Source organism: Mesorhizobium sp. M0768 (assembly GCF_040320195.1).
Taxonomy (GTDB): Bacteria; Pseudomonadota; Alphaproteobacteria; order Rhizobiales; family Rhizobiaceae; genus Mesorhizobium.
The window spans coordinates 138237-163584 of sequence record NZ_JAMYPD010000009.1; the positions used below are offsets into that span (position 1 = coordinate 138237).

General features: G+C 59.9%; 19 protein-coding genes, 1 tRNA gene and 1 pseudogene. 5 read left to right on the forward strand and 16 right to left on the reverse strand.

The genetic code is table 11. The features are described from left to right. Window positions 1–84 precede the first annotated feature (84 nt). The gene (gene trxA, locus NKI08_RS14810) at window positions 85–1077 is read right to left on the reverse strand and encodes a thioredoxin (protein WP_352458335.1); all 993 of its coding nucleotides are present in this window, start codon (window positions 1075–1077) and stop codon (window positions 85–87) included. Window positions 1078–1162: 85 nt separating this feature from the next. After that, window positions 1163–1660 (reverse strand): prolyl-tRNA synthetase associated domain-containing protein, encoded by a 498-nt coding sequence (locus NKI08_RS14815; protein WP_352458336.1) that lies wholly within the window; start codon window positions 1658–1660, stop codon window positions 1163–1165. A gap of 230 nt (window positions 1661–1890) precedes the next feature. Here NKI08_RS14815 and NKI08_RS14820 point away from each other — a divergent pair. Beyond that, window positions 1891–1965: transfer RNA gene (locus NKI08_RS14820), tRNA-Gly, on the forward strand. A gap of 132 nt (window positions 1966–2097) precedes the next feature. On the opposite strand, the gene NKI08_RS14825 is transcribed toward NKI08_RS14820, so the two are convergent. The 6 genes from NKI08_RS14825 to NKI08_RS14850 form a co-directional block, all read right to left on the reverse strand. Next, complete coding sequence (locus tag NKI08_RS14825) at window positions 2098–4323, reverse strand: mechanosensitive ion channel family protein (RefSeq protein WP_352770363.1); 2226 nt, start codon at window positions 4321–4323, stop codon at window positions 2098–2100. Window positions 4324–4763: 440 nt separating this feature from the next. Continuing rightward, window positions 4764–5834 (reverse strand): adenylate/guanylate cyclase domain-containing protein, encoded by a 1071-nt coding sequence (locus NKI08_RS14830; RefSeq protein WP_352470874.1) that lies wholly within the window; start codon window positions 5832–5834, stop codon window positions 4764–4766. Window positions 5835–5837: 3 nt separating this feature from the next. Further along, window positions 5838–6329 carry a Rab family GTPase gene (locus NKI08_RS14835; protein ID WP_254818889.1) on the reverse strand — a complete coding sequence of 164 codons (492 nt, stop codon included), beginning with the start codon at window positions 6327–6329 and terminating at the stop codon, window positions 5838–5840. A gap of 15 nt (window positions 6330–6344) precedes the next feature. Beyond that, entirely contained in the window at window positions 6345–9002 is a 2658-nt protein-coding gene (locus tag NKI08_RS14840; RefSeq protein ID WP_352770367.1) for an OmpA family protein, read from the reverse strand. A gap of 7 nt (window positions 9003–9009) precedes the next feature. Continuing rightward, window positions 9010–9675: a DUF3450 domain-containing protein gene (locus NKI08_RS14845; RefSeq protein ID WP_352470876.1), complete on the reverse strand. Its 666-nt coding sequence runs from the start codon at window positions 9673–9675 to the stop codon at window positions 9010–9012. A 38-nt stretch (window positions 9676–9713) separates the two neighbouring features. Then, window positions 9714–9932, reverse strand: coding sequence for a hypothetical protein (locus NKI08_RS14850; protein WP_352500816.1), 219 nt, complete (start codon window positions 9930–9932; stop codon window positions 9714–9716). Between the two features lie 150 nt (window positions 9933–10082). Here NKI08_RS14850 and NKI08_RS14855 point away from each other — a divergent pair, with 150 nt between their 5' ends. Further along, window positions 10083–10214: a glycosyltransferase gene (locus NKI08_RS14855; RefSeq protein ID WP_352684428.1), complete on the forward strand. Its 132-nt coding sequence runs from the start codon at window positions 10083–10085 to the stop codon at window positions 10212–10214. Between the two features lie 80 nt (window positions 10215–10294). After that, the gene (locus tag NKI08_RS14860) at window positions 10295–13267 is read left to right on the forward strand and encodes a trifunctional glycosyltransferase/class I SAM-dependent methyltransferase/polysaccharide deacetylase (RefSeq protein WP_352770372.1); all 2973 of its coding nucleotides are present in this window, start codon (window positions 10295–10297) and stop codon (window positions 13265–13267) included. Between the two features lie 85 nt (window positions 13268–13352). Here NKI08_RS14860 and NKI08_RS14865 read toward each other — a convergent pair whose 3' ends face one another. Continuing rightward, the gene (locus NKI08_RS14865) at window positions 13353–14033 is read right to left on the reverse strand and encodes a peroxiredoxin-like family protein (RefSeq protein WP_352470916.1); all 681 of its coding nucleotides are present in this window, start codon (window positions 14031–14033) and stop codon (window positions 13353–13355) included. A gap of 19 nt (window positions 14034–14052) precedes the next feature. Beyond that, window positions 14053–17352 (reverse strand): adenylate/guanylate cyclase domain-containing protein, encoded by a 3300-nt coding sequence (locus tag NKI08_RS14870; protein ID WP_352770375.1) that lies wholly within the window; start codon window positions 17350–17352, stop codon window positions 14053–14055. A 171-nt stretch (window positions 17353–17523) separates the two neighbouring features. Between NKI08_RS14870 and NKI08_RS14875 the strand changes: the two are divergent. Next, window positions 17524–17734, forward strand: a pseudogene (locus tag NKI08_RS14875) (adenylate/guanylate cyclase domain-containing protein); the annotation flags it as partial. 78 nt (window positions 17735–17812) lie between these two features. Here NKI08_RS14875 and NKI08_RS14880 read toward each other — a convergent pair. The 3 genes from NKI08_RS14880 to NKI08_RS14890 all read right to left on the reverse strand — a co-directional run bounded on the left by NKI08_RS14880 (window position 17813) and on the right by NKI08_RS14890 (window position 20825). Continuing rightward, the gene (locus tag NKI08_RS14880; protein WP_352541942.1) at window positions 17813–19198 is read right to left on the reverse strand and encodes a hypothetical protein; all 1386 of its coding nucleotides are present in this window, start codon (window positions 19196–19198) and stop codon (window positions 17813–17815) included. A 204-nt stretch (window positions 19199–19402) separates the two neighbouring features. Next, window positions 19403–19927: a GNAT family N-acetyltransferase gene (locus NKI08_RS14885; RefSeq protein ID WP_352470882.1), complete on the reverse strand. Its 525-nt coding sequence runs from the start codon at window positions 19925–19927 to the stop codon at window positions 19403–19405. Window positions 19928–20018: 91 nt separating this feature from the next. Then, the gene (locus tag NKI08_RS14890) at window positions 20019–20825 is read right to left on the reverse strand and encodes a hypothetical protein (protein WP_352770379.1); all 807 of its coding nucleotides are present in this window, start codon (window positions 20823–20825) and stop codon (window positions 20019–20021) included. 204 nt (window positions 20826–21029) lie between these two features. Between NKI08_RS14890 and NKI08_RS14895 the strand changes: the two genes are divergently transcribed. Next, window positions 21030–22445 (forward strand): adenylate/guanylate cyclase domain-containing protein, encoded by a 1416-nt coding sequence (locus tag NKI08_RS14895; protein WP_352541939.1) that lies wholly within the window; start codon window positions 21030–21032, stop codon window positions 22443–22445. A 37-nt stretch (window positions 22446–22482) separates the two neighbouring features. Here NKI08_RS14895 and NKI08_RS14900 read toward each other — a convergent pair whose 3' ends face one another. The 3 genes from NKI08_RS14900 to NKI08_RS14910 all read right to left on the reverse strand — a co-directional run bounded on the left by NKI08_RS14900 (window position 22483) and on the right by NKI08_RS14910 (window position 25347). Beyond that, window positions 22483–22962, reverse strand: coding sequence for a class I SAM-dependent methyltransferase (locus NKI08_RS14900; RefSeq protein WP_352541938.1), 480 nt, complete (start codon window positions 22960–22962; stop codon window positions 22483–22485). 208 nt (window positions 22963–23170) lie between these two features. Beyond that, window positions 23171–24352, reverse strand: a complete 1182-nt coding sequence (locus NKI08_RS14905) for an ABC transporter permease (RefSeq protein WP_352614641.1) — start codon at window positions 24350–24352, stop codon at window positions 23171–23173. Continuing rightward, window positions 24349–25347, reverse strand: coding sequence for an ABC transporter permease (locus tag NKI08_RS14910; protein ID WP_023675966.1), 999 nt, complete (start codon window positions 25345–25347; stop codon window positions 24349–24351). Before NKI08_RS14910 ends, NKI08_RS14905 begins: the two co-directional genes overlap by 4 nt. Window position 25348: the final 1 nt, after the last annotated feature.

A 25348-nucleotide genomic window follows, 5' to 3' on the forward strand; every position in this document is an offset into this window, starting at 1 on the left:
CTGAAATCGAACGCCGTCCGAAAACCTAATCTGGCGCAGCCGCGGCCTACCGCAAGCCCGCGCGACAAAACAGTCTGCGCCGGCTCAGGAAAACAGCAGCGACGACAGTTTGCGCCGTGCCGACAGCGTTGCTTCGTCGGTCATGCCCCATGCCTCGAAGAGCTGCAGCAACTGGGTTCTGGCGCCGTCGTCGTTCCACGAGCGGTCGGCCTTGATGATCGCCAGCAGATTGTCGGCCGCCGCCATGCGATCACCCTTGGCGTTCTGGATCATGGCAAGCTCGAACCGTGCCTGGTGATCCCCGGGATTTTCGGCCAGCCGCCGTTCCAGTTCCGCCGGATTGCCGAGCACTGCTGCTTGCGCGGCGAGCGCCATCTTGGCCCGCAGCGCGGCGAGCTGGGGCGCATCCTTCTTTGCTTCCGGCGCCCGCGCCAGCACCGCCTCGGCACCTTCGGCATCGCCGGCCTCGAACAGCAGATCGCCCAAGCCAGCGATCGCCTCGATTGTCTCCGGCGCCTGTTCCAGGATGGCATCGTAAATGTCGGCCGCCGTCTGCACGTCCCCGGCGTCGCGCGCTTCGGCGGCCGCGGCCAGCGCCTCGGCAACTTGCGGCGCACCGCCGTTCTTGCCGCCGACCTTTTGGATGAATTGCGTGATCTGACTCTCGGGAATGGCGCCCATGAAGCCGTCGACCGGCTGGCCGTCCTTGAAGGCAATGACCGCCGGTATCGACTGGATGCCAAGCTGGCCGGCGATCGATGGATGGTCGTCGATATTCATCTTGACCAGCTTGACCTTGCCACCGGCGGCTTTCACCGCCTTCTCCAGCAGTGGCGTCAATTGCTTGCAAGGGCCGCACCACGGCGCCCAGAAATCGACCAGCACCGGCTGGTGACGCGATTCCTGGATCACGTCAGCGGCAAATCCAGCGGTCGTTGTGTCCTTGATGACGTCGGCCGGCGCCTCCGCAAGCGCGACCTTCTCACGCGCGGCATCGGTGCCGCCATATTGCACGGTGGTGGCATACCGGCCGCCATTGCTGCCAAATGGGCCGCCAAAGGGGTTGCTATCACTCATCTCGTCGCCTTTCGGTCGCGCCGCCGGCCAAGGGACGGGCGCAACATCCTTCTTTAGAACCCGGTTTCAGTCACCCATGTGGCGATCATGCCGAGACTTTCAAGATAACAGCATCATGTCCGGTTGCCTCGACGAATTTGACCAGGTCCGCGGCAGCGATGGAAGTCGTCGCTTCGTTGGTCAGCGGGTGGGCATTGACCACCGCATGGCTCATCAGCTCCTCGTCCAACACGACCTTGACCCTTCGCTCGGTGTCGTTGATCAGCCCGAACACCGTGACCGCGCCCGGGACGACGCCGAGAAGCTCCATCAGCATCTCCGGCCGGCCGAAAGACACGCGCCCCGCAGCGCCGATCAGATGGTGGATCTGCTTGAGATCGACCACCGCCTCCTCGTCGACGCTGACCAGGAAGAAATTGTCCTTCTTGTCCTTGAGGAACAGGTTCTTGGTGTGGCCGCCGGCAATCTCGCCGCGCAGCGCCTGCGAATCGGCGACCGTGAACAGCGGCGGATGCCGCCGCGTCGATACCTCGATCCCGAGTCCGGCAAGAAAGGCGAAAAGTTCGGCTTCGGTCTTCGGCATCGGTCTTTCTTCTGATGGCCCGCTTTCAACTGCTTGTTCGACTAACGCCGTTTACGGCCAATGATGCTGCCAAGACAAGCCCGTCGCGCAACGCGGGGGCGATTGCCTTGCGACGTCTCGCAGGAGGCTTGTCCGCATTGTCGACGAAGCAAAAAGCCTGCGAATTCCCTGTTGCAATCGCCGCGCTCTTCAGCCATATAGGCGCGGCTTGCGGCCCAAAAGCCGCGCGAGCGGGTGTAGCTCAGGGGTAGAGCACAACCTTGCCAAGGTTGGGGTCGAGCGTTCGAATCGCTTCACCCGCTCCAGTTTCCTTGAGGGGAACCAAGCGATTAAGAGGCGCCTTTCGGGGCGCCTTTTGCTTACGTGGCGAAAAGAGTGTCCCTGCCATGAGCGATGCGCGGAAAGCCGCACTGTGACCAGCAGGTGTCACAGCTCTTCTATTCCGTTGTGCTAGCTTTTTTTCTGCGCCGAATAGTGTGCGACTGCGCGACGGCCATTTTCAACTCGGGCGTGATCTCCAACGGTGCATTCTCTGCCCCATGTTGGTTCTGTAGCCCCTGGACCTGGACGGTCGGAAATGGGAGTTCGATGCCCTGCTCCTTGAAGACCTGGCGGAGGCGTACATAGAATTTGCGTTTCATACCGAAGGCGCCTCCCGGCTTGGTTGTGGCCTTGACCCTCAATACGATGCCGTATTCGCCGAACTCCTGTACGCCCTGCATCTTGATCGGGTCGAGCACCCAGTGTTTGAACTCGGGATCTTCCGCCAGTTCGAGGCCGATCCGCTTGATCAGCTTGCGAGCGAAGTCGATATCGGTGTCATAACCAACGGTGATGTTGAATTTGTCGATAACCCAGTCACGGCTCTGGTTCTGGACTGCCCCGAGTTCACCGAAAGGTATTGTGAACAGCGGACCACGATGGTGGCGCAGCTTCACCGAGCGCAGCGAAAAGCTTTCCACAGTACCCTTGTAATTGCCCGATGAAATGTATTCGCCAACACGGAACGCATCATCGAGCAGAAAAAACACGCCTGAAATGACGTCCTTGACAATGGTTTGTGCCCCAAAGCCCACGGCGACGCCGACGACGCCAGCGCCGGCGATCAATGGGCCGATCTGGATACCCAGCGAGGCGAGCATCATAAGCACCGCCATCACGATGATCGATGCGAGCAGAATATTCTGGAGGATCGGCAAGAGCGTATGCAGCCGCGCCTGCTGCGGATCGAGGATCGGGACGTCCTCGTCGCTGATCACAGGGTGCGGTGTTTCGATGCCCAGCTTTCGTTCGATCAAAGCTTTGATGATCGACCAGCCGAAGTCGGCGGCAAGGGCAATGACCACGACATTGATCAAGCCGCGCAATATGAATGTTGTCGTCGTATCACTGCCCCGCATGGATTGCATGTCCAGACCCCAGACACGTGCGAGAAGGTAAGCCGCCGCCAGGATGAAAATCATTCGGATTCCGCGATCGATGACAGCGATCGTCACCGCCGGGATCGTGGGCCGGCCGACATCTTCCGAACCTGGCCGCAGAACGAAATTAACCCCGCGCTGCGTCACCACGATTGCCAAAGGCAGGAAGAATGCGGCGAAGGTGAACCAGAAGTATGTATAAAGGCCGGCAATACGCTGCAGGAACAGGACGACGAAATAAGCAGTCAATAGCCATGTCGCTTCCGTGTGACCGATGTGGCGCGCACCGTCTCGCTGCGTTCTTGGCCGACGCCAAATGGCGAGCAGCAGGAGCAGCAGCAGCACGAAATCGGCGACCAGTGACAGGACCGTCATTCCGTCCTGATCGATGCCGAGACCTGGCAAGAGGATAAACGCGGCGCCGAAGAAGGCGAAGACGCCGACGATCCGGGGTAGCCAATAGGACCAATGCTCAGCCGCTTCGTTGGTGATCGGCAAAGCACGAACCTCGACGGCGTTCTCGACGTTCATGAAGGAAGGGACGAGTGTGGCCATGACGTACATGCGCACACCCCATGTAACGACTGCCGCCATCAGAAATGTCAGTACAATCTCGCGGATAAGCATCGGCCAGTCGAACAACATGAACGCGCCGGCGCTGCCCAGTGCGAAAGAGACTATCAGCATGCTGGAATAAAGCAGGCGGCCACCAATCTTCTTGGCTCGCCCAACGGGCGTATCCTTCGGTTGCGCGATAATCCAAAGACGAAATGGACGGGTGAGCTTGAACGTTGCCCAAGTGAGTGCCAGGCCGGCAGCGATGAACATTGCAATCAGCACAAATACGCCGGCGGGCCCCCTGCTGGACATATCCTCCATCGTCTCTGCCCGAACGCGCGCGAACTGGCCTGGCAGCAAGGGCAAAGTTCGCATGATTCTTTCGATATGATGCCTGATCCCATCGAGCGTCGAGGATGCCATCGTATTCATCTGGCCTGGTGCGGCCACGGCGCCGGACGATGCGTCGGTCGGCGAAGCCCCTCTCTCGGCGGGCGCTCCCGTTGACCCGGCGTCCTGATTTCGCTGTTCGGCCACCCAGGCCTTCACTGACGGATCGTCGAGAAGCTCGAACAATTGTTTGACCCTTTCAGGCGGGACGGTCGCCGGCGCCTGCGCTTGCGCCTGACCAGCCAACAAAAGGGCGATCCCAAAGACGAGCGGCCTGGCAATCAGGGCAAACATCGCAGTCAGGTCTCCGAGACGCCGTGCCGGGCGCGCCAGGTTCCTGGCTCCCAATCGTCGAGTCATGAGTGGCATCGTGCTGTTAACCTTCCGATCAGATCGGCGAGCAACGACATCTATGTCCGTTGTTGCCCTACCTTGAAGAAACCGATGTTGCGGTGCAAGACGTCATCGTTCCGAGCCAGACCGCTGTGCCGGGTACGTGGCGGTGTTTATTTAGCCGCCGGGGGCAGGGCATTCCGACCTCGGCCCAGGCCTCCGGCCGTTCTATGAACTGGGCATCGACGTTAAATCTCAGGAACTGATTTCCTGAGATGACCAGGACAGACCTTTGGCGGTCACTCGGTGGTCAACTGCTTCGCGCACCGCTGCGGACATTCGAAACCATGATGTTGCTTGAGATGCAATGCGCTTCCGGGTCGGCACTGCCATGCGGCAAATCAGGCCGGGAGCCGCCACATTCGCACACGACCTGTACCACGCAATTCCGTTTCCTGGAGTGGGTCGCAAGCAAAATTTGGTCCAAGCAGTTGATGAGTTGCATCCGAAATGCGGATTTCATCGGGCTCCGCGGACGTTTGGATACGTGCGGCGAGATTAACGGTGTCGCCCCATAGGTCATAGGCAAACCGCCTTTTGCCTATGACGCCCGCCACGATTGGTCCTGAGTGAATTCCAATTCTGAGTCTTATCGGTTCTCCTGCGAAGCGTTCGCGCTTAACCGCCTTCCGCAGTTCAAGTGCATAGTGCGCAAGGGCTTCCGCATGATCGGATCGCGCGGTGGGCAGGCCAGCGACCACCATCACACAATCGCCGATTGTCTTGATCTTTTCGCAGCCGTATCGCTCCGAGAGCAGATCCGCCGCCTTGAAGAAGTAATTTAAAATAGCGAGCGTCGTCACGGCTCCGACGCTCCGCGCTCTTTCCGTAAAGCCGACGATGTCGGCAAAAAGCACACTCACCTCCGCATGGTTGTCTGCAATTTGTTCGTGCGCTTTTAGCCGCTCCGCGATCGACGCCGGAAGAATGTTGAGGAGTAGGGCTTCGGCGCGCTGGTATTCACGCGACAATCCCTCTTGGCTCGCCCTCAACGCCTCGTTTGTCGATTGTAATTTCTCGTTGAGTTGACGCTCCCTCTCTTGCAGAAGCGTCATTTCATAAGCCTTCTGTTGAAGCCGCTGCCTATTGTCGCGTTCGGCAGTGGCGTCAAGAAAGAGCAGCCACACGCAGGCATTGTCAGCAAAAAGATGGAGGTCCGCGACACGCCCGCTGGGCAGTTCGACCATGGCCATATCATATGGAAGCTCCGGGCAGGGCAACAAACCTTCCATGAATTCAAGCTGCTCGGCAACAGGCTTACCTATGCGAACTGACGAGAGTCCGTAATGGTTAACGTTACCGCCCTTCGCAGCTATGCAAAGCTGGGCGTCGATTTTCAGATATGCGACCGAGCGCTCCTTGTAGAAGAAATCGTAAATCCAGCTTCTAACTTCTCTTGGCAAGACATCCATGGTTTATTTGCTGACCATCGAAGCAAGTTGACGAAACGCATCATCAACATGTTCGCCCGAAAGCGCACTTGTCAGATAGATTTGCCATCCAAGTTGCCTCAGTTCGTCAATTTCACTATCCGATATTGCCCACCGATCGGCCAGATCGGATTTGTTGAACAGCAATACAAACGGCATAGCGCCGAATTCAGCCTCGGCCCGCTCGCGCAACGTGAGCGCAACGGCAAGAGTAGCAGCGCGTGTTCCATCGACGACAAGCACGAGCCCACTCGCACCTCGCACATAGCTGACGCGGAATGAGCCGATATCGTCTTCGCCGGCCAAATCCCACAAAATCAGATCCACGGTTTTGTCCGGGAATGCGACACTCTTCTTGTCGATTTTCACTCCCACCGTGGTCAAGTAGGTTTCTGAAAAGATGCTTTGCACAAACCTGCGAACCAGACTCGTCTTTCCGACAGCGAACCCGCCCAACATACAGATCTTCTTTTGCAATATCCTGGGCTCCGCCTAGTGGAAGTTTACCGTAACCGAAACTCTGCGGTTGGCGGAGTTCCCGGTTCGGCTATTTTCAATCTCCGCTGGCTCAAAGGTGCCCGCGCCGCGAACCAAGAGCAACTCCGGATCGACGCCGCGCTTCTTGAGAAGCGCACGAACTGTCTCCGCGCGCGCGGCGCTGATCGACAACTTGGCCGTTTCACGGCCCGTCTCGTCCGAATGGCCGGTCAACATGAACTGTGCTGTTACGCCTGCCTTGCGGGCGTCCTCGGCCAATTCCTTCAACTGATTCGCCAATTTGTCGAGAACCGGCAGTTGCTCTGGTCCCGGTACAGCCTTGCCAGAATCGAAGAAAATGTTGACCGCTTGAATAGCCTCCCTCAAATGAGTGAGTTGCGGAGGGGTCAACTCACGCAGCTCGGAGAGTTCTAGAGAGAGTCCGTCCGCGGACAGCTGTTGGGCGGCGACCCGCGCCCGATCTATCCAGGCGGCAGGAGCTTCACCCTGGGCAACGATGCGATCCTTGATGATCGAAAGCCGTACTGAATCCGGCGGAGTCAGCGACGCCATCAGCCGCTTCACCACGAACTTCGGATCAAGGCTTTGATAGAATTGCCACTGTGAATGAACGCGAGCAGGATCGACCCCTGTTCCGGACAGCAGAGCCTTCGGGTCGGCGGCCTGCGGGTCTCTCAGGCCGGAAATATAGAAATGTCCCCCCCTGGCCGTTTGTTGGGCGACGATGATTCCCGCTTGGGCCTCCAGTCGCGACACATAAGTCTGCCAGTGCTCCGCCGCGCGTGCCTCGGGGCTCACATCACGAACCTTGGAGATGTCGAATTCCGGTCCGCCTGCCGAGAGCTGTCGGGCCGCTGCGCGTGCGCGGTCTATCCAGATGTCGGGAGCCTCACCCTCGGCAACGATGCGATCCTTGACGATCGAAAGCCGTACTGAATCCGGCGGGGTCAGCGATACCATCAGCCGCTTCAGGACGAACTTCGGATCAAGGCTCTGATAGAATTGCCACTGCGAATGAACGCGGGCGGGATCTACCTCCGTTCCGGACAGCAGATCCTGCGGGTCGGCGGCAAGCGGGTCTCTCAGGCCGGCAATATAGAATTGGCCATCACGCACCTTTTGTTGGGCGACGATGATTCCCGCTTGGGCCTCCAGTCGCGACACATAAGTCTGCCAGTGCTCCGCCGCGCGTGCTTCGGGGCTCACATCACGAACCCTGGAGATGTCGAATTCCGGTCCGCCTGCCGAAAGTTGTTGGGCCGCTGCGCGCGCCCGATCTATCCAGGTGTTGGGAGCCTCACCCTCGGCAACGATGCGACCATTGACGATCGAAAGTCGTACTGAATCCGGCGGAACCAGCGACGCCGTTAGCCGCTTCAATACGAACTCCGGATCAAGACTCTGATAGAATTGCCACTGTGAATGAACGCGGGCGGGATCGACCTGCGTTCCGGCCAACAGCGACTGCGGGTCGGCGGCAAGCGGGTCTCTCAGACCGGCAATATAGAATTGGCCATCACGCACCTTTTGTTCGGCAACGATGATGCCCGGCTGGGTCCCCAGTCGCGACACATAGGTCTGCCAGCGCTGCACGGATTGCCAGGAAAGAAAGAACCAACCGCCTGCCGGAATCAAAACCAGCAGGACTGCAGCCACGACCAGCCACGGAAATCCCTGGTTTGATTCCTCCTGCTTCAGTTCAACGCAGGTCTGCAACTGCGTCTCTACGCCGGCCAACTGCGAACTGTCGCCGTCAAACTGCTCTAGAGCCTGTGAGCATTCATCATGGATGCGAAGCAATACATCGCGAATTATTTCATGTAATTCCTCCGGCGGATTTCCCCGGATCACCGCAACCAAGGTCGCAAACGGTCCAACTTCCGACCAGAGACGAAGCTCTCCGAAACGAATGGTATCCAGGCCGCTCTGTTCTTTCTCGTTAAATGAGTCTTTTACAAAATCTTGAATTGCACTAAGCATAGAAGAAATGAGTTGAGGATCTTCGCTAGTTGCATTATCGGCAGTTACATGCGCTATCAAAAGCCCGGAATTGCGATTGATTAGAAAGACGTGTTCTACACGATAAACAAGAGAATGCTTAAGAACAACTTCTGAGAAGCTTGCTCCTGTTCTCCACGCTTCAAGTCTCCACTTGAGCCCGTGCCAGGTAAATATATGTCTTAAAGTTTCATTCAACGATTGAAAGGTCTGGTCGATCTTTTCGCCGATCGACTTGCGAATAGCCGGCAGAAACACCGGGTACAATATATCCGTCAGCGTACGCGGGCTCTTCTGGATGGACCGTTGCACGGCCCTCTCGACAGCTGGCGCAAGGGCCTCTCCGAGTTGCGCATGAGGCGCACGTGCGGCTGCACTGGGGAGAACGCTCCCCACTGCAGCCGCAAGCTGCTCGGGTTCGTCGAGCAGGTGCGTAACTCGTGAAAGCTCCGAAATTTCGCGGCCGACCAGCAACTGGCGCAGCGTTTCCATGCGAGGGTCGGCGGTTGGGATTCCGTCGAGACGCGCACGATAGTCCGGATCAACGTTCCGGGCAATTTCGATCAAAAGGCGAGCCAGCGCCTCGCGATCAATCTCTGTATCGTTCGAAGCTGCTCTTTGAGGGAGGCTGATTGGGTCGACAGTCGACGTCAAGTTCCGATCAACTCACTTTCCAGGTACGCTCCGAGTTGTTCTTGCTGCCGACGGGATCCTGATTTAGACATTTTGCAACCTCAACAAACAGGCCAGCCAAAAGATTTCGGTCGGTCTTGACATTGCCAAGATCGGAAAACATTTTCTCCATCAGCATCTGAATGCTTTCATTCTTTTGCTTGATTTCCTCACGCAGCAAATGATCGTTTCGATTTATCCGGTCCGCAACTTCCCGCTCAAGCTCGCTCAACTGATCCGACAACGCGCGCACCTGCTTTTCGAGCGCCTGATTTTGCTCGCGAAGATTCCGATCAATCTCCTTATCGGCGTCGGCTCGCGCGTCTTTTTCGTTCCGCAATTGCGCCGCAAGCGAGTCAACCTGCTTCTTTGCATTTGACTCGTACATTTCAAGATTGCGCTTGGCCTCGGATTCGACATCCTTGAAGCGCTGCAAGACCCGTTCTTCAAGCTTGGAAAAGCGGCGGTCATAGTCCTGCATCTGGTTGCCGAACAGCAGATCACGTATCTTGTCGACACCTACAGCGTCGCCGGGGGCTCCGCTCTCGCGAGCCTGGCCCGCCATGAAGGTCAGCCCGCTTCCGTCTGCATTACTTATCAGATTTGCGTCCGCTTTATTTGCCGAAGAAGCGGTACTCGAAGATTCCTTGGCCATCCCATGCCCCTTCTTTTGAACATTGCCACAGCGCTAATTTAGCAACTGGTAAACTTGCCAGTAAAATTGTCGACCCGCAAGCCGGAATCTTCTCGGCTTAAGTCGGTTCGAACGTCCCCATTCGGGTAGATTTCGACATGCGGCTCGATCCGGATCAGCTCGCGCTCGCGTCTTCGCCCGCGATCATCTTTATGCAGATGAAATGCGAGAGCGGAGATGCCCTGGCGCATCGACCCCAGCTCCAAGCCGTCGGGCATTCGCGCTGCCATTCAGCCTGTGTTCAAGTCTTTTTTGCCCGCCTCTAATTCGCCCTTATCTTGACAGGGCAGTGCTGCCAGCCGATGCCGTCATCCGGTTTTGACATTTGCCAACTCTTGCCGAAGAAAACGAAAGCTCGATGATCCAGGATGCTACCGCAACGCGGTGTGGTACCGATGCTCAATGCCGAGCAAACCGTCGGCGCCATGCTTGCCGGCATCCGCCGGCAGACCTGCCAGATACTGGATATAGTGGCGATGGACGATGGGTCGACGGACTGATCGGCGTCGATTGTGACGGCCTACGCCGAGAAAGTTCAACACATCTTGTTCTACCTCGAACCAGGCGCGGGTAAGACGGCGTGGCGCATGATCCCTTGGTTTCAATCGTGGTTCCTGCGCACAACGCGGAGGTAACGCTGGCGCGCTCACTCGATTGTCTTCTTGATCAGGAAATAATGGATTGGGAGGCGATCATCGTCGACGACGCCTCCACGGACCGCACCCCTGCGATCATCGCCGGTTATGTAGAGCACGATGCCCGATTTCGGATGTTGAGCTCTTGCGCGCATAGCCCCGCCGGCGCGCGCAATAGCGGGATTTCGAAGGCGCGCGGCCACTGGCTCATGTTTCTGGATGCGGACGATTGGGTGGATGCCAGCTTCCTTGCCAAAATGCTGGCCGCACTGAAATCCGCTCCCGATGCAGTGGCTGCCTATTGCGGTTCCCGACGCGTGATGCCCGATGGCGAACTCACGGCGTCGAGCATCGCAACGGAGGTTGCGATTCAACCCTTCGAAACGTTCGCCCGCCGGTGTGCCGTCCGCACTCACGCGCTGCTGGTCGATCGGGAGATAATTGTCGAGTTGGGCGGTTTCGACGTGTCGCTGCGCACCTGCGAGGACTGGGATCTGTGGCAGCGCCTCGCACGTCTAGGCAAAAATTGGGTGATGGTCGACGAGCCGCTCGCTTTCTATCGGGCCAGCCCCAACGCGCTCAACCGCAATTGGGCGCAGATGCTGGCAGATGGCGAAGTCGTGATCGCTCGCGGCTTTTCCGCCGATCCCAGGGTCAAACACCCGGCATCGGCTCACGCCAATGGAGCGACCGACGCGAACGGCCACACCGCTTCAGAAGCACTCGCGTGGTTCGCGTTGTGGAACGCCGCATCGGATTGCGGCTGCGGCTCGCGCTCGATCAACCCGCAGTCCCTGCGCGCGCTCCCGGCAGGACGTAAGTGGGCGCGTGAGATCGCCAAGGTGGCCGTCGATGGCCTTATGGTAGGAAGCCTGTCGGTGCCAGCGCAATTGGCTGCCAGGTGGGACAGGTTCGGCGCTTCCCTCACCGAGTTGATCCTCGAACTCGGCAAGGTCTGGAATAATCCGGACGCGGCTCGCCGCGTGCAGTATCACTTTGAGCAAATGCTGCTCGATGTCGACGATCTTGCCGCGCCGCGCAGGCTGGCGCGGACACTTGGAATTCGTGTCGACGTGCGAAATCCGGCCTCGATCGAAGTACCGAAAGGAATCGATCAAATCTATGCCCATCTGATGATCGATGGCCAGATCGAGGCTCTCGTGCAGTTCGGCGTACTCGGGAGAGTGACGAGGCGTCATTGGATTGAATTGATCCTGAATTTCCTGCCCTCTGAGCGGCCTATGCACAGTGCCGCGCGACTTGCGAGGCGATCGCCTGTAGATGCACCGCAAAAGGGCGCCGGTGCCGACAAGTCAAACATGTCTGCAGCCGAGGCATTGTTGTCCATGGCGCGACGCCGGTCTGATCAGGACAGCCATTTCGGCAAACTTGCGGGATTGGCCGCGGAAGCGCAGGCGCTGGTTCGGTCGAGCGCCGAAACTAAAGAGCCTTTTGCAGCGCCGCGCCGTGCACGGGCCGCGGATGGGCGCGACAATGACCGCACATCTTTCTGGAATCGCCATTTTGCGATCGAGGATCCCTGGAACTACGGTTCGCCCTATGAGCAGGAAAAATATGAGCGGCAGCTCGAAATTCTGCCTGCCGGTCCCATCGGACGGGCGCTTGAGCTGGCCTGCGCGGAGGGCCACTTCACGCGGCAGCTGGCGCCGCGCGTGGGCCATTTGACCGCAACTGACATCTCCGCCGTAGCCGTCGGGCGGGCGCGCGCGCGATGCAGTGATCAGCCGAACGTTGAGTTCGGCGTACTGGATTTTTCTGCGGACACGCTGCCGGGCGAGATGGATCTGATCGTCTGTTCGGAAGTGCTCTACTACCTGGACGATCTCACCGAGTTGCGGCGCATCGCCAAAAAACTTGTTGAGGCGTTGGCGCCTGGCGGCAGTTTCATCAGCGCACACGCATTCGTGCTACGAGACAATGTTGAAAGGACGGGCTTCGACTGGAACACATTCGGTGCACAAGCGATCTCAGAGACGCTGGCAGCGGGCCACGGCCTCGTTCTCGAGCAATCGATCCAGACCGAGCTCTACCGCATAGACCGCTTCCGCCGCCTGTCACCAGGCGACGTGGCGACGGAACCGACGATAGATCATGTGCCAATCCGCGCACCCGTCGAAATCGGAGTCGCACGAAATATCGTCTGGGGCGGGGCGCGGGCCTTGCGCCGCGACGTCGCACATAGCGAGCGGCGGCAGCGTATCCCTGTCCTCATGTATCACAGTGTCTCCGATGAAGGTCCGGCCGCGCTCGCCCGTTTTCGGCTCGCGCCCGCCGCATTCGCCAGCCAAATGACATGGCTGCGCGCCAATGGCTTTCACGCGATTAGCTCCGAGCAGCTGGAATGGTTCATCGCCAACCGTCAGCCTTTCGTTGGCCGCCCAGTGCTCATCACCTTCGATGACGGCTTCCAGAACTTTGCCGACCATGCCTGGCCGGCCTTGCGCGCGAACGACCTGACCGCGGAAGTGTTCCTGGTGACGGACTTGGTGGGTGAAAGTGCACAGTGGGACGCCTACAGCGGCCCGCCGACGCAGCTTATGGACGCCGGGACGGTGCGACGCCTCGCCGGCGAAGGTGCGTTCTTCGGAAGCCATCTGGCGACGCATCGCGCGATCGATGGTCTGTCGAGCTCTGACTTGGCCGCCGAGCTCCTGCGCTCTCGTATGTTCATCGAACGGTGGACCGGTCGGCCAACCGCGGCGTTCGCGGCACCCTTCTCTGTCACCGACCGACGGCTTGGCAGGCTGGCCAAGGAGTGCGGCTATCGAATCGGCTTCGGCGGCAGACACGGACCGGCGGACCTCGATTGCGATCCCATCGACCTTCCGCGCATCGAGATTCGTGGGGATCGTTCGCTCGATGACTTTGTTGCCGTTGTCGAGGCCGTGCTCGCATGAACCGTGAACTTGTCAGTGTCTAGATTCGTAACAAATTGGTTCCGCTTTTTGTTCCGTGTCCCGCCCGCTTACCTCGTTCGCAAGTCTATTGGGCCACTTGCGATACGGCTGACATCAGCTCCTGCGGGCTTGGCGCCCCAAACATGTATCGCCCACCCTCTGGAACCTCCGTGAAGCTCCAGCGGACGATCCCCTGCCGGTCCAGCAGGAACTGACCGACCAATTGTCCGTGTCCCGTTGCTAGCATCTGCTCGTCGGCTTCGGTCAGCTCGTAATGGTCCCTCTTGTTGAGCATTTCACTGGCCGCAAGAGGATCCATAGGACCGGGCAACTCGCCTGGTATGTCGACCCGCATATCCTTTGCCGCTGCCATCGAGACCTTGTACGGCCAGTTCGTCTCGTTTTGGGTGAATTCGAGATTGGGCAGTCCAAAAGCACGATGTGAAGCGCGTTCAGGATCGGAGGCCGCAAGCAGATTCGGCATCGGATGGTAGCGGAAATAGAGACGCGCCCGTTCGATCGGCGTGTTGACCACCGTCAGGCTCTCCACGCCCCTTTCGCGCAGCTCCGGATCAAGCCGCGCCTGGGCGGCGATATGGCGCCGGCAAAACGCGCAATGCAGACCTCGAAACAGGCCGACCAGCACCGGTTTTTGGCCGCGAAAATCGTCAAGCGCGATCTTGCCTTCCTGGGTAATGGCGTCGAGTACCACGTTTGGCGCACGGTCGCCCGGTTGAAGCGGCACCAAGTCACTACGCGCGGACATTTCCAACCTCCAACCCCGGCTAGTCGAGAAAAGGCAGCACCACAAGCGCTTCCGGGTCGAGCCCGTGCTGGGCGCATATACCCTGCGCCAGGGAAAAGTAGCGTTCGGCCTCGGCCAGATTGTCGAGATCGAGATTAAGCGTTGCGAGACCATCATAACACGGAAACAGCAGTTGGGGTTCGCCCGTTTCGCGAGCTACGTCCAGTGCTTCGTGGAACAACCCAACCGCCAGGTCCGGGCGGCCGTTGCACTGGTGGATTTGCCCAAGCACGATCAAAGGCACCGGCAGGTGCTCGCGCTGGTCGAGCGCACGGTCGATCTCAATGGCCTTCTCGGCAGCGGGTACGCCCTCCGTTGGACAGCGATCCGTGAAAGTACAACAAGCGACCGCCAGATTGGCGAGGAGGCGCGCCTGGAAACCCAAATCACCAATACGGCGCGCCACTTCAAGACCGCGCCGACAGACCTCCATTGCCTTTGCGGGATCGATGGTCGTGTAAAGCACGCCGAGATTGGTGTAGCCGCGGCAGGCCGCGCCCAGCAGACCGGCGGCTTCGGCCAATTCAATGCTACGCTCAACCTGACGCACGGCCTCACGGTTTCGCCCAAGGCGAGCCAGCGCGACAGCCTTGGTATTGAGTGCCTCGGCGGTCACAAGAGTGGCATCACACCTTACCTCGGAGACATGCTCCGTTGTCAGTGTGCCTACGCAATCCAGCGCCGCGTCTGCCCATTTTGCCGCGAGAGCGTGATCTCCGCTACGGAACGCCTGTCGGCCACGTTCTTGCCACAGATGCGCCTGCTCGATCGGGGCATCCGCTCCATCGAGGAGCGCTGCCGCCTCGGCATAGCGGGGTTCTGCCTTGTCCCGCTTGCCGACATCCCAGAGTAGCCGACCGATCTTACGCAAAACTCGCGCCGAGGCGACGCGATTGGCTGACTCGCGGTATGCCTGCAACACCGTCTCGTAGTGGTGGTGCGCGATCTCACGGCGGCCTGCCGGGCCGCTCAAATCGGCAATGCGCTCTGCAATTGCCAGTTTGAGCGGTGTTTGCCCGATCGCGCCCAACGCAGTCAGTGCTCGCTCGTAGAAACGAAGGGCGTCGTCGTTGGCATATATCATGCGAGCGCGATCGCCTGCCGCCTGCAGGTAATGCGCGCCCTTCTCCCGCTCGGCGCTCTGTGCAAAATGATGACCCAGCACGGTCAAATCCTCGAGCCGTTCCGGCTCGTCGCCGCACAGTTGCTCCAAGGCAGCACCGATCCGCCCGTGGATTTCGGTCCGGCGTTGCAGGAGCAGATTCTGGTAGATCACGTCCTGCAGCAATGTTTGCGTAAAGCGGTAGCTTTGAGACGAGACCGAGCCTGATCCGGCAACTTCCTCGATGATTTCCGCATCGCAAAGCAGTTCGCAGCCGGCTTCGAGCCGGCCGGGGTCGGCTGTCACGGTTTTCAGAAGTGTGGCATCGAAGCGCGGGCCGATTACCGCGGCCTCCTGGGCCAACCGGCGCACCTCTTGGGGCAGCCGGTCGACGCGGGCAAGCAACATTGCCTGGATAGTGGCGGGGATGCCGGTTGCGACTTCGCCTGCCACAGTCCGCCATCGCTGGCCCTCTCGCACCAGTACACCGCGATCGATAAGGCCGCGAACGATTTCCTCTACAAAAAGGGGGTTGCCGCCCGCGCGCTCGAGGATCTGGTCGAGAAGCCCTCCCGCGGAGCTTACCCAGCTCTCGCCGAAAAGCGCTGCCAGCAGGCTGCGTCCGTCATCATTGTTGAGTGGCGGAAGCCTGAGCGCTGTGTGACTGACCCGACTTGAGTCGAGCTGGTCGTTGTCCGGCGCCGGACGATGCGTGACCAGCAACATCAACCGCGTGCGTTCCAACCTGTCCATCACGAAACGTAGTGCCTCGAGCGACACGGCGTCCGCCCAGTGCAGGTCTTCGACGACAATCAATAGCGGCGACAACGCAAGCCGCCGTTCGATGATTGTGCGGACTGCGTAGAGAATTTGCCGCCGCAGCTGCTCGGGCTCGACATGCTGCAAGGTGGCATCGGGGTCGCCAAGGCCAAGCACATGGTAGAGCAAAGGCATCAGCCGCTTCGCCTCCTCGCCCTGCAGGCCGAGATCGGCAAGCAAGCCTGCGAGCTTCCCCCGCATTTCGTCCCCATTGTCGTTTTGCATCATCCCGGCAGCGCTGCGCACCACTGCGCCCAAGGCGCCAAAAGATTGTTCACCCAGCGGTGAGCACGTGGCCTGCCGCACGGCGACGTTGCGAAAACGCTCCTCGTCGCCGACACGGGCGACGAACTCCTTCACCAGCCGCGATTTCCCGATGCCGGCTTCTCCGACGAGGCGGACAAGTTGGGCCGAGCCGCCGCACGCCTGGTCAAGGCTCGCCATCATTCTATTGAGCTCCGCCCCACGACCTATTAGCGGCGCACTGAGGCCGAGCGCCTCGAGCCCGCGCGCTGCACGCGGCACCGCTAGCGGTGCGTCCAGTCGATGAACGAGCACGCTGCCAGCCTTGCCGCGAAACACGACATCACCCAGCGACTCGTAAGAGAAGGCATGCCGGGTCAGCCTGTGAGTGAGCTCGCCTACCAGCACCTCACCCGGTGCGGCCAGCGATTGCAGGCGTTGCGCGGTATTCACTGTGTCGCCGGTCACGGAATAGGATCTGGCGGCGCCGATGCCCAACCCGCCAGTAACGACCGGACCAGTGTTTATGCCGATGTGGAGTAACAGAGGCGAGCCGGAGTGGGGGGTGCTTTCGCCGAGCCGCGCCGTCCGGGCGATCATGTCGAGAGCGGCACGAAGCGCGCGTTCCGGATCGTCCTCATGCGCGACCGGCGCACCGAACAAAGCGAGCAGCGCATCGCCGATGAATTTGTCGACGAACCCACCAAAGTTTCGCACGGCCGCCGTCAATTCCTTGAACAGTTTGTTCTGCAGCGCTTGCATGACCTCGGGGTCGAGCTGCTCGCTGAGTGTCGTAAAGCCGCAAAGGTCGGCGAACAGGACCGTTACCGTCCGGCGATCGGCGTCAGAGACGGGATGCAGCCCTTCTTCGCTTTCGATGTTCGGAAGCAGCGACGGAGTTCGAGAAGGCGACACAATGGTCCGGCTTGGTGCCGGAGCAGGCCGTTCGACGGCTTTTGCGGGCGCACCGACGCTTGCCCCGCATTTCGGACAGAACTCGAAATCAGGTGCGCAGGTGTAGCCGCAACTGGCGCATGGCACGGGCTGGCGCCTGCCACACCTCGGACAGAAGGCGTAACCGCCCTCAATCTCGAAACCGCAGCCCGAGCAGTCCATCGAACAAGACCTCACTAGTGGCCGTGACGGCGTGATCTCGCTCGCACTTCACGGCCAGGCTATTCACAAAGATGCACCGATAGCCGTCGGCGGGCAAGCGGCAGCGGGCGATCCGTGTGGGTCCGGTGGCAGAGCGCTACCCATGACCTCTGATGCAACGGCTGGCTCGCAAACGCTGTCACCGACGTCTCGCGCGCGTTTCTGGCCGCCAGCTACGGTCATCTGGGCCGCTTCGCCGAGGCCCGCGCGCCATGGCAGGAGGTGCTTCGCGTCAATCGCGACTATTCGCTGGATACCGCTACAAAGTCTTGGTCTGCCACAAGAACCGGTCGATTTCGAACACGTGGTGGATGGGCTCCGCAAGGGCGGTGTGGTGCAATGACAGGTGAGGCCTGTGCGGCGGGGTCAGACGCCAGAGGCTCGCCGATGGATCGCCGTCGCTTGCGGTTGCGAATTAGGCTCAGGTCGGCTTGATCTCTGCCTGGCCGATCTTGCGCCATCTGGCGTTTTCGCGAACCAGTTTCAGGTCGTCGGTCGTCTCGGCAAATGTCCGCAATCGGTATTGCCGGAGCAGGTCCGGGAAGAGCGCTCCTTCCGGCAGGACGGCAAGCTGCTCGCGGACTGAGATCTTTTCATCGATGACCCGCATGCCCCAGGCATTTTCCCGAACCTGCAGTTCCGCGGCCAGATCGCGCTCTTCCGGCACGTTTTCGTCCAGCACGGCCAGGAGGATCGAGTGGAAAAGCGCTACATAGCCAATCTGTCTCAGGCCGCCCACGACCCGCACGCGCGGCAATATGGCAAGGACGAGGAACGTCAGGAACAAGTTCGGCAGCAGCACGCCGTCCAGCAGCGCCTGCCTGAGATACGGCCGCTCGAACGGGATGGAAAGACCTTGCGGCCTGTCGGGCTCGATCAGGTGCCCGTTCTCGAGAACGAGCTTGCGCACACGCTCCTCGCGGATGCCCCAGAAATAGTCCGTGGCATTGGGCAGGAATCTGCCAAACGGGCTCGATGCGGCCTCTTGCCAGGCATGTTCGAGACGCTGGCGTCTTGCGGGTTCAATCAGCAGCCTGGAAAGAAGGCTGCCGTCATATTCTAGATGCCGCGCCATGGCAGCCGCGGCGACCCGATCATCGACGAAAACCGGCAGGGCCATGCTGGCACGATCCCAATTGGCGACCAGATCCTCATTCAGTTCAGTCAGCGCATCGGCGGCGGTTTCAAACACCTTGTCCCGGCTGGCAAGCAGTGTGCCCAGCCAGCGGCTGCCATCCGTTTCATCGCCCACCGCTTCGAGCGCGCGCTTGTTGAGGGAGACGGGACCGGCCACGCAGGCGCTTTTGCGGCACAGTTTGTGGCGTCCCATGCCAAACAGGTTGACCTTGTCGTCGCCGACATCGAGCCATCCCGGCCCCTCCCGGCCAACTGTCTCCATGGTCATCGTCGTTCCCATGAAGCCGACGAAGGCCGACAGCCCGTTTTCGACCGCGCCGAGCCAGGCAAGCAGAAGAGCATCGAAGGTGATCCGGTCCATCAGAAGCAGGCAGTGCAGGCCGGACTGAATCACCGGTCTGTGCTCGAACTCGTCGAGGGCTTTGCCGATCTTCTCAGGCTGCATGATCCTACCGAGGCGCTGATGCAGGACTTCGCGCAGGATCGAGCGGGCAGCGATCGCCGGGCCCGATGCAGGCTTTGCCACCGGCCGCCAAAGATGGCGGGCGTAGTCGGAAACCGGTGCATTCCAGTTCTGCTCGATGTCGCGCACGACCTCCGGGCAGAGCAGCGACAGCACAGCCAGAATTTCCCGCGGAGGGGTAGGGGTTGGATCAAAGACGGCGGTCATTGGTCCCGTCTAGCCGCTTGCGGTGTAAACGCCAAGCGAGACCAGACTTGCTGGATGCGGCCGGCCCACATAGATCGTCAATTCGATCAAGGTGGTGTGAGACGAAATGACCGTATCCTACGCAATTCTCCTTGAGCAATCCCCTGTTCGCTGCCTCGGCACGAATTGTCAGATTGGCCAAACAGCTAAGGCAAACAGCGGATCTTAGAACCGCAGCCGGGCCATGCTCAGGAGGTCGTGGTACTGCCCGTCGGTAAAGCCGGCCTTCACATGCCGGCCTTCGATCTCAAAGCCGTGGCTCTTATAGAGACGGAGGGCCGCTTCGTTGTCGGCATAGACGGTCAATTCGACTCGCTTCAGGGCGCGCCAGTTGTCGGCCACGTCAAGCAGCGCGCCAAGTATGGCAGAGCCGATACCTTTGCCGACAAAGGCATCGTCAAGGCCGATATTGATCTCGCCGATGTGCGAACGGCGCGGTGAACCTTGCACGACCAGGCTGCCATGGCCGACGACCTTGCCGTCCAGCTCGGCAACGATCCAGGTGGTTTCCGGGCCGGACTTGGCAATGCGCCGCGCCACCTGCTCCACCATCTCGAAAGGCATCCTGAGCGTGCCCCAGCGGAAGCCCGGCATGTTGAAGATAGCGCAAAGCGCCTCCGCATCGCTTGACCGGACGGACCGCAGCAGCGGCTGGATTTTCTCGGCGGGTGGCGAGGTCGTGCTGGTCATGGCGTTCCCGGCGAAGGCAATCGGCCCGGTACGATGCACCGGACGCCACCTGAAAATCCAGCCGTCTCTGACCTATGATACCGATTGCGGGCTAAAAATACCGGGAGGCAGCGTAGAGTTTGAAGACGCCGCTGATGCCTATCCAGCCGAAAAGGGCGAGCCAGCACAATGTCCCGGTCGCCGTCCAGTCGATCCGGTGCACCGCAGCGTCGGTGATGACGACGCCGAGGATAGCAAGCAGGCCAACCAGAAACTGGGCCAACCCGAGCACCAGCAGTTCCTCGCGCGGCGCGCTTCTCCAGACGAGATATATACCGCCCGCACCGGCGAGGAAGATGGCGCTGTAGACCTGAGCGTGGAAGGCATCGATCGGCCATGGCCAGATGCCACTGAATGTCAGGGGAAACAGCAACAGGCCGACGCCATAGAGCCCAAGGATCGCGGATTCCGCCGGCATGTAGCCGCGCCATGCGGGATTTAAGGTCACGCCTTTTGCAGAAGGACGGGCCCTGGCCCGCCACAGGAACAGCCCGGATACCGCGGCCGAAGCAAGATAGACCAAAAACCACAGCCAAGGCGCTTTGCGCTCGAAGTTGAAATAGCCGAGATTGATGAACGAAGCCGCCGACACGATGACGGTGAAGATGAAGGCCATGACGAGCACGAGCCTGCCGGGCGACCAGCGATTCCAGACCAGCAGTGCCGCCATCACGACCATTTCGGCGGTGTAGAAGCCACCGAGGAAGCGCGCATTGAACGGCGTGACGGCCCAAGGCCAGCCCGGTTTCACCAGCGCAGGCATGAAAAACAGGCCGGCGCCTACGATCAGGACGACGATGACCCCCGCAGAAAAAAGGCGCAGGACCGCGGGAAATGGCGGATTGTCTGATGTCGGCATGGGAGAAAATCCCAAAGATGAATGCTCCATGGACCATCATAGTGCTGCTTGCGGCCGGTTAAAATCCGCCGAATGGAAATTGAACGGTCACCAGGCTTATCCATTCGAATGGCCGTACGGTCCGTTTCGAAGTAAGATGGAACACTCGGACCAAAGATCGGTCCGGTCAAAACGCCTCGAGGTGCATTTTCCGGAGCCTGCACGATGAACGAAGCTCAGGATCTATTCTCACTTCTGCGACAATCGGCCGATGTCGATCCGCAGGCGATCGACGCGATCAAGCGAACCATCGCGGAGGGCGAGGACCGCGAACTTTGCCGCATCAATGCGCCAGCCTTCGCCAGCAAGCATGACCTCGACGAGGAGCGCGCAATAGGCGCCTTTCTCCATGCGGCGCGGGTGGGCATCTTCGACATTTCCTGGAATGTTCTGTGTCCCGGCTGCGGCGGCGTGCTCGACACCAACGCCACGCTGAAAACCCTGCAAAAGGACGAATACACCTGCGCGCTGTGCTCCGAGGGCTATTCACCGACTCTCGATGAGATGGTCGAGGTGACATTCACCGTCAGTCCCCGCGTGCGCAGGATTGCCGCACACAATCCACACGAACTGCCGGTGGCGGAATATTTCCGCCAGATCTACTGGGCGTCCGGAGTCGATCTGCCGGAAGAGGATTTCGCGGAAAAGCTGGAAGCGTTCTCGCTGGAGGATATCGAGCTTGCGCCCGGTGAAAAGGCGGTTCTGACCATACAGCTTCCGTCTGAATTCATCATCGTCTTCGAGCCGGTCACCCATTCAGCGCAGTTCATCGACGGGAAGGGCGAACCAACAAAGGAGCGCCGGAGCCTCTCTTTGGCCTTCGACCGCGACCATGTCCAGAACCAGACGCTGGAGATGCAACCCGGCCCGTTGCGCATTTCGCTGGAAAACCGGACCGACACCCGCGTGCTGCCGACAGTCTTCATCGCCGGCCAGACATTGCATGATTTCCTGGGAAAACGCCGGCCCTTCCTGACCGCCAAGCGCCTGCTCACCAACCAGACGTTCCGCGATCTCTATCGCACGGATACACTCGACATCAACCAGCGCCTGAAGATCACCAGCCTGACGTTCCTGTTCACCGACCTGCGCGGATCGACCGAGCTTTACGAGCGGGTGGGCGACCTTTCAGCCTTCGATCTCGTGCGCGAGCATTTCCAGGTTCTGCACGAGATCGTCACGGCGGAGGCAGGCGCGGTGGTGAAGACGATCGGTGATGCGGTGATGGCGACCTTCGCGACGCCTGATCGTGCGATTGCTGCAGCCCTCAGGATGCGCGATGCCATGCGTACGCTCAACGACAAGAGCGGCCGCGAGGATCTGCTGCTCAAGATCGGAGTCCATGCCGGCCCCTGCATCGCCGTGTCGATGAATGAGCGACAGGACTATTTCGGCCAGACGGTCAACATTGCTTCGCGGGTGCAGAACCTTGCCAACGCACAGGCGATCTTCGCCACTCGAGCGGTGGTCGACGACAATCTCACCGCCGATCTCTTACATAGGAACGCGCTGACGCCCGTGCCCCACGAGGTCTCGCTGCGCGGCATTGACCGGGAGATAGCAGTATACACGATCCCCTGAAGGCTTGGCCCCTGAAGAGTTGGCTCGTCCCGGCCCCTCACACGCGCCTACAGATAAAATAACGATCGGCGGCAATCGAAGGTGGCGGCGAGAGGCGTTGCAACTGCGGGTGATCGAGCGGCGTGCCGCTGACCGCGATGCCGCCGACGCGAAGCAGGCGCGCGGTCAGATCGGGAAGCCAGGTAGAGGTCACTGCATCGCGATCTTCATAGCCGGTGCCGATGTCGGCATGAACAAGAGCGGCGTCGATGCCAATGAACCTGCTCGCCGTCTCGCGTATTTCGCCGAGCACGAGGTTTTCAGCTTCGGGAATTGAGCTGGCGTGTGCGGCAAGTGCGCGATCGAACGCTACGATCCGGCGTCCGGGCAGGCGCTCGCGCAGATGGTGGAACGTCCGGCCATTGCCGAGGCCGAGCTCGAGCACGGGCCCCTCCATCTTCGCAACCTCGGCGCAGACATGATCGAGTATGTCGCGCTGTGCGGTCATCCTCCGGATGAAACTGTCAAGGCGACTCATGTGCGATTGTATGTCCAGAACCAGTTCACGAAATCAACTGCCCCCGACCAGAGCGTTTCGCGGCTGAAACCCAGGCCGACGAGCTAAACCCCGATCGAGTCTTGCCGCGTGTAGAGGCGAACGATGAACACTGCAACAAGCGAACAGGCTGCCGACAAGGATCATACCGGGTGGAATCGGCGGCGCAGCGCGCGGCGGAACAGCGATGTCATTTGTAGGGGTCCGCGGCGTCCCGCAACCCGTCGCCCAGGAAGTTGAACGCCAAGATGACGAGAACGACGGGGAGCATCGGCAAAAGCAGCCATGGATAGAACGCGATCACGCTGACGCTGCGCGCCTCGGTGAGCAGGATGCCCCAGCTGGTTATCGGTGCCCTCAGGCCGAGCCCGAGGAAGCTCAGCGCCGTCTCGCCCAGGATCATGCCGGGTATGGAGATCGTCGCCGTCGCGATCAGATGCGACATGAAGCCAGGAATGAGATGCCGCCCGATGATGCGGCTGCTTCTGGCGCCCATCAATTGCGCGGCCAGAACGTAATCCTCCTCGCGCAAGGCTAGAAGCTTCGAACGCACGGCCCGCGCCAGTCCGGTCCAGTCGAGCAGCCCGAGGATGACGGTGATGCCGAAATAGATCAGGATCGGACTCCAGGTTATCGGCATGATCGCCGCCAGAGCCAGCCATAGCGGAATGCTGGGGATCGATTGCAGAACTTCGATTATCCGTTGGACGATCAGGTCGAAGATACCGCCGTGATAGCCGGCCAGTCCGCCGATGACAATGCCGAGCAGGAAGCTGAAACTGATGCCGACGAGGCCGATTGTCAGTGAAATGCGGGCGCCATAGATGATGCGCGAGAGCACATCGCGCCCCAGCCTGTCAGTGCCGGCCAGAAAGAGCTGGCCGTTTTCGGCGGGGCAGACAAAATGCCTGTCACCTTCGATCAGGCCCCAGAACCGGTACTTATCGCCCTTGCAGAAGAAACGGATCCGCTGAACATCATCCTGTTTCTCGATGTAGTTCCGCTTGAGCGTGTCCATATCCAGCGTCATCTGGCGGCCATAGACGAACGGCCCGACGAACTCGCCGTTGTGGAACAGGTGCACCCGCTGCGGCGGCGAATAGATGTAGTCCATGTTGCGCGTGTGCAGATCGTAGGGCGCCAGGAACTCGCAGATCAGTATCCCGAAATAAAGCGCTGCCAGGAATATGCCGGATACAAGGGCAAGCCGGTGCCGACGGAATTTCCACCACATCAGCCGCAACTGCGACGCCTGAAAGACCTTCTCCTGCTCCGGCGTCATCGCCTCGACCGACTGCAGGTCAAAGGGCTCGATGGAAACGTAGTGTTGCAGTGGGGCACCCGGAGCGGGCAGCGGCGATTGCGTGTTCATTTGGTGCTGCCGCCTTGCAAACGAATTCGCGGATCAAGTAGCGCCAGCGCCAGGTCGGAAATCAGGACGCCGATGACCGTCAGGAAGGCGAGGAACATCAGGAACGACCCTGCGAGATACATGTCCTGGCTTTGCAGCGCCTTGATCAGCATCGGCCCGGTCGTTTCCAAAGACAGCACGATCGCCGTGATTTCGGCACCGGAGATGATGGCCGGCAGGATAGAGCCGATATCCGAAATGAAGAAATTGAGCGCCATGCGCAGCGGATATTTGACCAGCGCCCTGAAGGGATGAAGGCCTTTGGCGTGCGCGGTCACGACATATTGCTTATGTAGCTCATCGAGCAGATTGGCGCGCAGCCGCCGGATCATGCTTGCCGTGCCCCCGGTGCCGATGATCAAGACCGGAATCCAGAGATGGGCGAGGATCGATTTCGCCTTGGCCCAGCTCATCGGCTCGCCGAGATATTGCTGGTCCATGAGATGGCCGATAGACGTTCCGAACCAGATGTTGGCGAAATACATCAGGATCAGCGCCAGCATGAAGTTCGGAATCGCAAGGCCGAGAAGGCCAAAGAAAGTCAGGCCGTAGTCGCCCCAGCTGTATTGATGCGTGGCGGAGTACATGCCGATCGGAAAGGCGATGAGCCAGGTAAAGATGATCGTGACGAAGGAAACCAGCACCGTCAGCCACATTCGGTCCCCGACGACGTCGCGAACCGGCAGCTCATATTCGAAGGAATAGCCGAAATCGCCGTGCAGCATCCCGCCGACCCAGTAGAAGTAGCGAATGACCGGTGGCTTGTCGAAACCATATTCCTTGCGCATCATCTCGATGCGATCGGAATCCACCGCTTCGCCCTGAGCCCGAAGCTCGGCAACATAGCTGTCGAAATAGTCGCCTGGGGGAAGTTCGATGATCGTGAACACCAGTGCCGATATGACCAGCAGCGTTGGAACCATCACGGCGATACGCCAGACAAAATATCGAAGCACG

Coding starts and splice junctions, on each gene's coding strand:
- NKI08_RS14815 (WP_352458336.1), bottom strand. CDS start 1,660: ATGCCGAAGACCGAAGCCGAACTTTTCGCCTTTCTTGCCGGACTCGGG.
- NKI08_RS14880 (WP_352541942.1), bottom strand. CDS start 19,198: ATGACCGCCGTCTTTGATCCAACCCCTACCCCTCCGCGGGAAATTCTG.
- NKI08_RS14845 (WP_352470876.1), bottom strand. CDS start 9,675: ATGGCCAAGGAATCTTCGAGTACCGCTTCTTCGGCAAATAAAGCGGAC.
- NKI08_RS14870 (WP_352770375.1), bottom strand. CDS start 17,352: ATGGACTGCTCGGGCTGCGGTTTCGAGATTGAGGGCGGTTACGCCTTC.
- NKI08_RS14825 (WP_352770363.1), bottom strand. CDS start 4,323: ATGTTTGCCCTGATTGCCAGGCCGCTCGTCTTTGGGATCGCCCTTTTG.
- NKI08_RS14895 (WP_352541939.1), top strand. CDS start 21,030: ATGAACGAAGCTCAGGATCTATTCTCACTTCTGCGACAATCGGCCGAT.
- NKI08_RS14885 (WP_352470882.1), bottom strand. CDS start 19,927: ATGACCAGCACGACCTCGCCACCCGCCGAGAAAATCCAGCCGCTGCTG.
- trxA (WP_352458335.1), bottom strand. CDS start 1,077: ATGAGTGATAGCAACCCCTTTGGCGGCCCATTTGGCAGCAATGGCGGC.
- NKI08_RS14865 (WP_352470916.1), bottom strand. CDS start 14,033: ATGTCCGCGCGTAGTGACTTGGTGCCGCTTCAACCGGGCGACCGTGCG.
- NKI08_RS14890 (WP_352770379.1), bottom strand. CDS start 20,825: ATGCCGACATCAGACAATCCGCCATTTCCCGCGGTCCTGCGCCTTTTT.
- NKI08_RS14900 (WP_352541938.1), bottom strand. CDS start 22,962: ATGAGTCGCCTTGACAGTTTCATCCGGAGGATGACCGCACAGCGCGAC.
- NKI08_RS14905 (WP_352614641.1), bottom strand. CDS start 24,352: ATGAACACGCAATCGCCGCTGCCCGCTCCGGGTGCCCCACTGCAACAC.
- NKI08_RS14855 (WP_352684428.1), top strand. CDS start 10,083: ATGCTACCGCAACGCGGTGTGGTACCGATGCTCAATGCCGAGCAAACC.
- NKI08_RS14830 (WP_352470874.1), bottom strand. CDS start 5,834: ATGGATGTCTTGCCAAGAGAAGTTAGAAGCTGGATTTACGATTTCTTC.
- NKI08_RS14850 (WP_352500816.1), bottom strand. CDS start 9,932: ATGCCCGACGGCTTGGAGCTGGGGTCGATGCGCCAGGGCATCTCCGCT.